Raw genomic sequence first — 9,430 nt, 5'->3', positions numbered from 1 at the left:
GAAGGCGTAGGCGCCGACTTCGATGGCCATCACCGCATCGAGGTGCGCGGCGTGCATCGGCAGCAGCGTGCGCTGCCGCGGCTGCGGCACGGCACTCATGCCTCGGCCTGGGCGCGCCGGGCCGCCTCGCGCTCGGCGGTGGTCTGGGCGACCTTGTCGCGCAGGTAGACCGGCAAGGCGAGTGCGGCATCGATGGCGGTGCCTGCGTGCCAGGCTGCTTCGGCCAGGCGGGCGAGCGCCACCGCCCGTGAGCGCGTTACCGGGCGCCGCAGGGCGTTGCCGGTGTTCCAGTGCTCGCCGAAGACGGCCAGGCCCGAGCCGGCCATGCAGCGCGGTGGTTCGTCGCGCCATCGGGCCGCGAGCACGTCGGGACGACACAGCATCGGGCTCGCCAGCACGGCCCAGCGGCCCTGCTCGGCGCGGTAGTGCGCGGCATAGACCTCGTCCATGCGGGCGTCCATCGCCACCCAGCAATCGGCGGCAGCGTCGCCCAGTTCGTCGAACGCGTCCTGCGCCACCAGCAGCAGGCTGTCCAGCGCCAGCACCGGCTTGCCGGCGCCCAGCGCCAGCCCCTGCGCCACCGAGCAGGCGCTGCGCAGCCCGGTGAACGCGCCCGGGCCGCGGCCGAAGCCGACCGCATCCACCTCGGCCAGCGCGCAGCCGGCGCGCTGCAGCAGCGCGAGCACTTCGGGCAGCAGCCGCTGCGAGGCCTGCGCCCCGCCCTCGCCCTCGAACACCCAGGCTTCACCGTCGCGGCTCAGCGCGATGGACATCACCTCGGTGGAGCTGTCGATGGCCAGCAGGCAGGTCATGCGGGCGAGTGTAGGTCAAGGCCCTCGGCGCGCCGGCGCGCGTGCGATCATCTCGGCCCATGCTGTCCGCCCCGATCCTGCGCCTCGCGGCCTTCCTGTTGTTCGTCTCGGCCGCAGGCAGCGCTGCGGCCCGCTTGCCGGGCGAGGTCTACAGCGCACTGGACCGCGCCAAGGTGCCCGCGGACGCAGTCGTCGTGCTCGTGCAGGAGGTCGGCAGCCCGCGCAACCGGCTGGCCTGGCGCGCCGACGCCGCGGTGAACCCGGCCTCGCTGACCAAGCTGCTGACCACCTATGCCGCGCTCGACCTGCTCGGCCCGGCCTGGACCTGGAGCACACCGGTGTGGCTGGACGGCACCGTGCGCGACGGCGTGCTCGAAGGCAACCTCGTCATCAAGGGCAGCGGCGATCCGAAGCTGGTGCCCGAGCGCCTGTGGCTGCTGCTGCGCCGCGTGCAGCAGCTCGGCGTGCGCGAGATCCGCGGCGACATCGTGCTCGACCGCAGCGCCTTCGCGGTGCCCGAGCAGAGCCCGGCCGATTTCGACGGCGAGGCGCTGCGACCCTACAACGTGCGCGCGGACGCGCTGCTGCTGGCCTACCGCTCGGTGCTGATCGGCTTCACGCCGGATGCGGCGCGCGGCGTGGCGCTGGTCAGCGTCGACCCGCCGCTGGCCGGCGTCGAGGTCGATCGCAGCGTGCCGCTGTCGGCCACGGCCTGCAATGACTGGCGCGCTGAACTGAAGGCCGACTTCGCCGATCCGTCGCGGCTGCGCCTGGCCGGCAGCTTCCCCGCCGTCTGCGGCGAGAAGACCTGGCCGATCGCCTATGCCGAGCCGCGCCGCTACGACGAACGCATGCTCGCCGGCCTGTGGCGCGAGATGGGCGGAACGCTCGCCGGCAGCGTGCGCGAGGGCGCGGCGCCGTCCACGCCGCCCACCTTCACCAGCGCATCGCCGGCGCTGTCGGAGGTGATCCGCGAGATCAACAAGTTCAGCAACAACGTGATGGCGCAGCAGCTCTTCCTCACGCTGAGTCTGGCGCGCAGCGGCAAGGGCACGCCCGAGGCGTCGCGCGAGGTGCTGCGGCGCTGGCTGGCCGAGCGCATCGGCCGGCATGCCGATGGCGCGGTGATCGACAACGGCTCGGGGCTGTCGCGCGAGACCCGCCTGAGCGCGCAGCAGCTCGCCCGGCTGCTGCAGTCGGCCTGGGGCAGCGCGGTGATGCCGGAGCTGGTGGCTTCGCTGCCGGTCTCCGGCATCGACGGCACGCTGATCCGCTCCAAGGCTCCGCCCGGCCGCGCCCATCTCAAGACCGGCTCGCTGCGCGACGTGGTCGGCGTGGCCGGCTACGTGCTCGCCAGCAGCGGGCGCCGCTACGTCGTCGTGGCCATCGTCAATCATCCCAACGCCAATGCGGCGCGGCCGGCCATCGATGCGCTGGTGCAATGGGTGGTGCAGGACGGCAGCGCGCCGCTCGCGTCCGCCGAGACACCGAACTGAACACGGCTCGCCGAATGTCTTCTGCCTCCAGCGCCACCGAGTGGATGGGCTACGCCGCCGCCACGCTGACCACCCTGTCGTTCGTGCCGCAGGCTTGGCACACTTTCCGCACGCGCGACGTGCGCGGCATCTCGCTGGGGATGTACAGCGCCTTCACGCTCGGCGTGGCGCTGTGGCTGGTCTATGGCGTCATGCTCGGCGCATGGCCCGTGATCGTCGCCAACGCCATCACGCTGGCGCTGGCCGCCGCCATCCTCGCGATGAAGATCGTGCTCGGTCGGCGCGGCGACGGCTGAGCGCCGCCGCGCTTCCCGTTCAGAACTTGTAGGACAGGCCGAGCGAGTAGGTCACCGGGCGGAAGTCGATCTCGGTGGTCAGCACCGTGCTGCCGGCGGCCACGAGCTTGGACTTGGTGTCGACGCGCGCGATGCTGCCGAACACGCCCCACTTGCTGTCGATCGCGTAGTCGAGGCCGGCCTGGACCACGAGGCCGGTCGAGTCGCCGAGCTTCACGTCCGGGGCCAGGCGCGACTTCACGTCGGTGAACTTGGTGTAGTTGATGCCCGCGCCGAGGTAGGGCCGGAAGCGGTCGCCTTCGCTGCCGAAGTGGTAGTTGACGATCAGCGTCGGTGCCACGTTGCGCGCCGAGAGGATGTCGTCACCGAGGAAGGCGACCGTACCGGTGGCCTTGGCCTTGATCTTCGGCGGGATGCCGATCACCAGCTCGACGCCGATGTTGGGCGTGAACAGGCGCTCGTAGGTGAGCAGCAGCGTGGTGGCGTCGCCGGTCTCGGCGTCGGCGCCCGGCGGCACGCCGATGCCCTGGATGCCGTTGGTCTTCGAGTTCGTCGTGTACTGGATCGCGCCGATCTTGAAGATGTTCTGCTGGGCCTGTGCAACGCCCGTCAGGCCGATCGCCAGCGCGGCCGCCAGCACCTGGATCTGGAACTTCATGGGTTGTTCTCCGGTGTGCGTGGCGTCAGATCCAGCCGAAGGCGCGGAGCTGGGCGAGGAAGGCGTCGCTGATGGCCTTGTGGCCGCCGGTCGACGGGTGCACCGAATCGGCGAAGAACCAGGTGTTGGCGTCGGCCTGCAGCGGCGTCGTCATCAGCAGGTTGCCGTCGCAGAACAGCGAAGAACCATCGGTGATGATGTTCGCGGTGGCCGTGGCGATCTTGCCGATGTCGCAAGCGGGCAGCGCGATGTTGGTGAAGCCCAGCGCCGTGGCCCGTGCCGTCAGGTCCTTGAACATGGCGAAGGTGTCGATGATCTGCACCGGCTGACCGGTGAGTGCTTCGCGCAGCCAGAGATTGAAGATCCGCGAGAGATCGGTGAGCACCGTGCGCGCCGGCGCCACCTGGGACGAATTGCCGAACGGCGTGTCGGCGATGTCGCTGAGCGTCATCACCGCGACGTACTTGCCGCCCTTGGCGAGGATCTCCGACCGGACCAGCGTCGCCAGTTCGATGGCGGCCTGCTTCATCGCCTCCTGCGCGTCGGTCTGCGCCTGGAACAGCAGGGCATTGGCCTGGTCGACCGTGATCTGCCCCGCCGCGGCCTGAGCCTGGATCTGCGCGGCCTGGGCCGCGAAGGCGCCGAACTGGACGAACACGTCGTTGTTGCCGGCATAGACCATGATCAGGTCCGTGTCGGCAAAGCGCCCGCCGAAGGCGGGGTTCGCCAGGTGATTGGCGATCTGCGTGACCACCGGGACGGTGAGCGCGCCCGCACCGGTGGCCGGATCACGCCCGATGCCATTCGGATTGGTGACTCTGGCGCCGCCCTGGCCGTAGGCCGTGCAGGAGCGCTGGATGGCGGGCACCGTGCTCTGCAGCGCCGCCGGGCACTTCACCGACTGTCCGTCGAAACCGACTTCGGCCGGCGTGACCGGCAGACCGAGCGTGGCGGCCACGTTTTCGACCCACACCGTGCCGGACGGACCGTTGGTGGTGAACTTGCCGCCCTGGATGTTGAACTGCGCAGGCGCCGGCGAGTAGGTGCCGACGTCGCTGAGGCTGTCGCCGAAGCTGATGAAGGCGGTGAAGTTGCCCGGGGTGGTCGGCGCGCCGGAGGGCGAGCCACTGCCGGGGACGTCGGGGTCACCCCCGCCACAGGCTGCGAGCAGCGCAGCCGCCAGGGCCAGCGGCGCCAGGGAACGGAACAGCTTCATGAACACCTCGTAGAGACTCGTCTGAAAACGAACGACCGTTCGCTTTTCCGAGCGTCACTATAGGTGTGTCGCTGCGCCCTTCGCCGCGGGGGAAACCCGGCCGCGCGGCCTGGGGCTTGTCCGGATCAGAACGGATTGGCGCGCGTGCGCGAGGCCGCCAGGGAGCCGATGTAGGCGTGGCCGTTGGGGCTGAGGTGCGTATCGTCGGCCCACAGGTGGGTGGTCGACGTTGCACCGGTGACCAGCGTGTCGGCCGTGCAGTCCAGGACGGTGGCGGCCAGTGCTCCGTCACAAGCCGCAGACGTGACGTTGCTCATGCCGGAGAAGCTGGTCGGAAACTTGTACATCGTCTGCATGAGTTCGTTGGTCAGCATGATGGCCACTTCGGCGCCGTTCTCGCCAGCGATGCCGACCCGCAGGCCTTCGTTGAACTTCTCCACCAAGGCGGTCAGCAGCGCGCTGCGGGTCTTGTCGCCGGCCGCCAGATCCTCCGCCGCGGCAAATGGCGAAAGAGAGATCTCGGGCGCCGTCGAGACGAGCACCTTGCCGCCTGCATCGGCGATGCGGCTCACCTGCGCGGCCAGTGCCACGCCGGCGGCCCTTGCCGCTGCAGTCAATTGTTCGGCGCCGGTGGTCGGGTACTGGGCATAGAGATCGAGCACGTCGTGCTGACCGACGAACAGCGTGACGAGATCCTTGCTCGAGAACGTGTCCCCTGCGAGGTGCTGGTCGACCTGCGCGGCGAGGTCGCTCACGGTGGCGCCCTCGGCTGCGTAGATGCGGCTGGCCGGGTTGGGAACGGCATTCGGGTTGCACTCGGGGAAGACCAGCCCGTAACTGCTCGCCAGCTGCTGGATCCACAGCGGATTGGCGGCACAGCTGATCGTCTTCACCCCATTGGCGTCCGTCGACAGGGCATTGACGGTGTACTTGCGGCCGTCGGTCGTGAGGACACTGTTCTCGTCGCCGAAGGCCAGCACTCGATCGGGCACGAACGGCACGACCGGATCGCCCCCTCCACAGGCCGACAGCAGTGCCGACGCACCGATGGCTAGAACCAGCGCCGTGCGGCGAAGGGCGGGGGCAAAGGGAATCATCGGTGCTCCAGTGGCAAGTCTCGAACGCTGCGCGACGCAGCGCATTCAGGCCGCGGCAGCCCGCGACAGACGGTCGCGAACGCCATCCCACGCTGCCTCGCTGGGCGGCTCCTCGACCCAGATCAGATCCAGATTCCTGGCATCCAGTTCGCGCAGCGTGGCGAAGAGTTCGTGAGCGGCGCGGTCCGGATCATCCGGCATGGTCCGGCGCTCCAGCCGGGACCCGGGCGGCAGCGCCACGGTGCGGGAATATACCGCCAGCTTCAGTGCGCTGTCCCCGAGCATCTGCAACGCGGTATTCAGCATCTGCGCGGACATCAGGCGAAGCTTCGCACGCGGCGCGTAGTGCGATTCGAGCGTGCCCGACGCGCGCGGCGAATCGGCACCAGGCGCGGCCAGCGGCGCGCCGAGCACCGCCTCGATGCGTTTGCGCGAAATCTGTCCGGGACGCAGCAGCGCGGGCGTGAAGCCGGAACAGTCGACGATCGACGACTCGATGCCGACCTCGCAGTCGCCGCCATCGAGCACGATCAGATCGTCACCGAACTCATCGACCACGTGCTGCGCACGCGTCGGGCTGATGCGTCCGAATCGGTTGGCGCTGGGCGCGGCAACCCCGCGCACACCGCGCGCGCGGGCAGCGGCGAGCAGCGCCTGGGCCACCGGATGCGCCGGGCAGCGCAGCCCGATGGTGTCCTGCCCGCCCGCGGCCGCAGCCGCCACGCCGGGCGCACGCGGGACGATGATGGTCAACGGACCGGGCCAGAAGGCGTCGACGAGGCGCTGTGCGGGGTCGCCCAGATGCCCTGCGAAGTCGAGCGCTCCGCTCGCGTCCGTCACGTGGACAATCAGCGGGTGATCCGCGGGCCGGCCCTTCAGCCGGAAGATGGCGGACACGGCGAGGTCGTCGTCGGCCCGGGCGCCGAGGCCGTAGACCGTCTCGGTCGGGAAGGCGACCAGGTGCCCCGAGGCGAGTGCGTCGGCCGCACGCTCGATCGCCTCGGCGTCGTTGCCAGGCAGCAGCACGCTCAGAACGCCTCGATCCCGAGCATCCCGGCCGCTTCGAGCGCCACTCGACGCACGCCTTCGGCCGTCGCGCCGGTGACCGTGAGGTGACCCATCTTGCGGCCTCGACGCGGCTGCGCCTTGCCGTAGAGGTGCAGGTGCGCGCCGGTCAACCCGAGCACGGCCGCCCAGTCGGGTTCGACCACCGCACCCGAAACGTCGTACCAGAGGTCGCCCAGCAGATTGAGCATGATCGCCGGTGAGTGCAGCCGTGGTGCCGGCAGCGGCGCGCCCGTCAAGGCGCGCACCTGCAGTTCGAACTGCGAGACATCGCAAGCATCGATGCTGTAGTGCCCCGAGTTGTGCGGCCGCGGTGCCATCTCGTTGGCGACCAGCGATCCGTCGGCCAGCACGAAAAATTCGACGCAGAGCACGCCCACGTAGGCCAGCGATTCGGCGATGCGCTCGGCGTTCGCGATCGCCTGCGCTTCCAGGGACTGATCGAGGTCCGCCGGAACGGTCGTCACGGCCAGGATGCCGTCCCGATGCAGATTGCGCTGGACCGGCAGGTGCACCATCGAACCATCCGCGCCGCGCGCGACGATCACGCTGATCTCCGCCGCGAGGTTCAGCCTCTGCTCGAGGACACAGGGCACGCCCTTCATGGTGGCCCAGGCGGCGGCGAGTTCGGCGCGATCGGCCACTCGTGCCTGGCCCTTGCCGTCATAGCCCAGCCGGCTGGTCTTGAGGATCCCCGGCAGCAGGCTCGTGCTGACCGCAGCCAACTGCTGCCCGTCCTCGATCACGGCGAATGCCGCGCATGGCACGCCGCATCGCGTGAAGTGAAGCTTCTCGCGAGCCCGGTCCTGGCACACCGCAACGGCATCCGCCGAAGGGGACACCGGGCGGTGCGCTCCGAGCGTGACCAGGGCCGCAGCCGGCACGTTCTCGAACTCGGTGGTGATGGCCGCGCTGCGCTGCATCAACTGTGCGAGGCCCTGCTCGTCCAGGTACTCGGACTGAACGTGGTAGTGCGCGACGAGACCGGCCGGACTGGCCGGATCGGGGTCCAGCACCGCCGTGAAGTAGCCCATCTGCTGCGCGGCATGGACGAACATGCGGCCGAGCTGGCCGCCGCCCATCACGCCGAGCGTGGCACCTGGAGCGATGAAGCGCGACGGGGAGGACATGGTGCCGGTCACTTCAATTCGCTGTTCATGGCGCGCGCTGCTTCGGTCTGACGCAGTCGATAGTCCGCGAGACGCTGCTGCAACTCCGGGTCGGTGGTCGCAAGCATCTCGACAGCGAAGAGCGCAGCATTGGCAGCGCCTGCCGCACCGATCGCGAACGTGGCAACCGGGATTCCCTTGGGCATCTGGACGATCGAGTGCAACGAATCGACGCCCTGCAGATGGCGACTCGCCACCGGTACGCCCAGGACCGGCACGACAGTCTTTGCGGCGAGCATGCCGGGCAGGTGCGCAGCGCCTCCGGCACCGGCGATGATCGCGCGCAGCCCGCGCGGCGCAGCAGTTTCCGCATAGGCGAACATGTCGTCGGGCATGCGGTGCGCCGACACCACTCGGACTTCATGGGGCACGCCGAACTCCGCAAGGATCTCGCTGGAGAGCTTCATCGTCTCCCAGTCACTGCTGGAGCCCATCACGACGCCGACGAGACAAGGGGCGACGGCCACTACCTACTCCGTTCTTAAACTAAACATTTTAAGCGCCAGGACCATGAACTGCCCGCAGATGACCGCCATCAGCGGCCTGAAGCGCTGGCCGCGTCGCTCTCTCTGGTGCATTGGCGCACGAGGCCCTGAACGGCGCCGCCATTCGGTCCGGCCGCGGGTGCGTTCTGGTTGAGGTGCAATGCTGCCCCCGACTGGTGGATCACTCCTGAGCAACAGGCATCGAGTTGATGATTGAGCCTGACCCGGGATTCGGAACCATTCACTGACAGAACGACCGGGATGACGGACGCCCGGCAGCGATGCATGAGTTCAAGCCATCAAGAAGTGCAAGTCCACTGACAAGCGGTTCGCGTTCGCGCTGAAACAGGCGGAGCTCGCCTCCAGCGTCGACGAGGTTTGCCGCAAGATGGCTTCATCGAGGCGACGCTCTACGTCTGGCCAAAGAAGTGCCCTCGCGTGGGGCCGGTTGGAGCTGCGGCCGCTGGACTTGGTGGCCGACGCGTTCATGCTGCCGGAACTGGCTTTTCAGGCTTGGTCGCTCAACGGGCTGAAGCCTTGCTTCCGGCACAGTTCCTTGACTGGCAGCCAGGCATCATCCTCACAAAAGTAGCCGATGATCTGTTCCTCGGTGCATCGCTTCTTCATCGGCTCGATCTTCGTCTCGGGTTGATCGGACTCTCAAACTGCTCGCTACGAATCCCCGGGGCAGCTCAGTTTTCCTGAGCGGCGATGCAGACATGCCGCTCTGGTTTCCCGCATGCGCCCAGCTTCCCTGTCACCCCGGCGCGCCAGCACAGGCGCGTGGAAGCCTTCCACGAAACGGAAGGGGCTCCGTTTCCGGAGCCCCAAGTTCACGAAACCACGCCGGTCAGGGCTTGGTTCCCGTCGGGAAGGGCCATGCCGCCTGCGGGCTCAGCGCCGTCTTTGCCGGGGGCGCTGCGGCGGGGGCGGGCGCAGCAGCCTTCTTGGCGGCGGGCTTCTTGGCGGCCTTCTTGGCAGCGGCCTTCTTCGCCGGAGCCTTCTTGGCGGCGGCCTTCTTCGCCGGAGCCTTCTTCGCCGCAGCCTTCTTGACTGCTGGCTTCTTGGCAGCGGCCTTCTTCGCCGGAGCCTTCTTCGCCGCAGCCTTCTTCGCCGGAGCCTTCTTCGCCGGAGCC

10 protein-coding genes are annotated in these 9,430 nt (G+C 68.9%); 2 read left to right on the top strand and 8 right to left on the bottom strand.

The genetic code is table 11. The features are described from left to right. Positions 1 to 95 precede the first annotated feature (95 nt). Positions 96 to 812 (bottom strand): tRNA (adenosine(37)-N6)-threonylcarbamoyltransferase complex dimerization subunit type 1 TsaB, encoded by a 717-nt coding sequence (gene tsaB / locus AB7U92_RS15155; protein WP_428578425.1) that lies wholly within the window; start codon positions 810 to 812, stop codon positions 96 to 98. A 59-nt stretch (positions 813 to 871) separates the two neighbouring features. On the opposite strand from tsaB, the gene dacB reads away from it, so the two are divergent. Next, entirely contained in the window at positions 872 to 2,308 is a 1,437-nt protein-coding gene (dacB, locus tag AB7U92_RS15150) for a D-alanyl-D-alanine carboxypeptidase/D-alanyl-D-alanine endopeptidase (RefSeq protein WP_428578422.1), read from the top strand. Between the two features lie 14 nt (positions 2,309 to 2,322). After that, positions 2,323 to 2,604, top strand: coding sequence for a SemiSWEET transporter (locus AB7U92_RS15145; RefSeq protein WP_428578419.1), 282 nt, complete (start codon positions 2,323 to 2,325; stop codon positions 2,602 to 2,604). A gap of 19 nt (positions 2,605 to 2,623) precedes the next feature. On the opposite strand, the gene AB7U92_RS15140 is transcribed toward AB7U92_RS15145, so the two are convergent. From AB7U92_RS15140 to AB7U92_RS15110, 7 genes are all read right to left on the bottom strand, one after another. Beyond that, a complete protein-coding gene (locus tag AB7U92_RS15140; RefSeq protein ID WP_428578416.1) occupies positions 2,624 to 3,262 on the bottom strand; it encodes an OmpW/AlkL family protein in 639 nt (212 codons plus the stop codon). Positions 3,263 to 3,287: 25 nt separating this feature from the next. Further along, entirely contained in the window at positions 3,288 to 4,478 is a 1,191-nt protein-coding gene (locus AB7U92_RS15135; RefSeq protein WP_428578413.1) for an SGNH/GDSL hydrolase family protein, read from the bottom strand. 125 nt (positions 4,479 to 4,603) lie between these two features. After that, positions 4,604 to 5,575: an SGNH/GDSL hydrolase family protein gene (locus tag AB7U92_RS15130; protein WP_428578411.1), complete on the bottom strand. Its 972-nt coding sequence runs from the start codon at positions 5,573 to 5,575 to the stop codon at positions 4,604 to 4,606. A gap of 45 nt (positions 5,576 to 5,620) precedes the next feature. Next, positions 5,621 to 6,601: an L-threonylcarbamoyladenylate synthase gene (locus tag AB7U92_RS15125; protein WP_428578408.1), complete on the bottom strand. Its 981-nt coding sequence runs from the start codon at positions 6,599 to 6,601 to the stop codon at positions 5,621 to 5,623. A gap of 2 nt (positions 6,602 to 6,603) precedes the next feature. Next, positions 6,604 to 7,770 carry a 5-(carboxyamino)imidazole ribonucleotide synthase gene (locus tag AB7U92_RS15120; RefSeq protein WP_428578405.1) on the bottom strand — a complete coding sequence of 389 codons (1,167 nt, stop codon included), beginning with the start codon at positions 7,768 to 7,770 and terminating at the stop codon, positions 6,604 to 6,606. A gap of 8 nt (positions 7,771 to 7,778) precedes the next feature. Beyond that, positions 7,779 to 8,243: a 5-(carboxyamino)imidazole ribonucleotide mutase gene (gene purE, locus AB7U92_RS15115; protein WP_428578428.1), complete on the bottom strand. Its 465-nt coding sequence runs from the start codon at positions 8,241 to 8,243 to the stop codon at positions 7,779 to 7,781. A gap of 901 nt (positions 8,244 to 9,144) precedes the next feature. Then, on the bottom strand, positions 9,145 to 9,430 hold a 286-nt coding region (locus AB7U92_RS15110; protein ID WP_428578403.1), incomplete at its 5' end, for a histone H1-like repetitive region-containing protein.

This window comes from Piscinibacter sp. (assembly GCF_050175855.1).
In the GTDB taxonomy this organism is placed as follows: Bacteria; Pseudomonadota; Gammaproteobacteria; order Burkholderiales; family Burkholderiaceae_C; genus Piscinibacter.
This window is presented reverse-complemented; position numbering and strand designations above follow the sequence as displayed.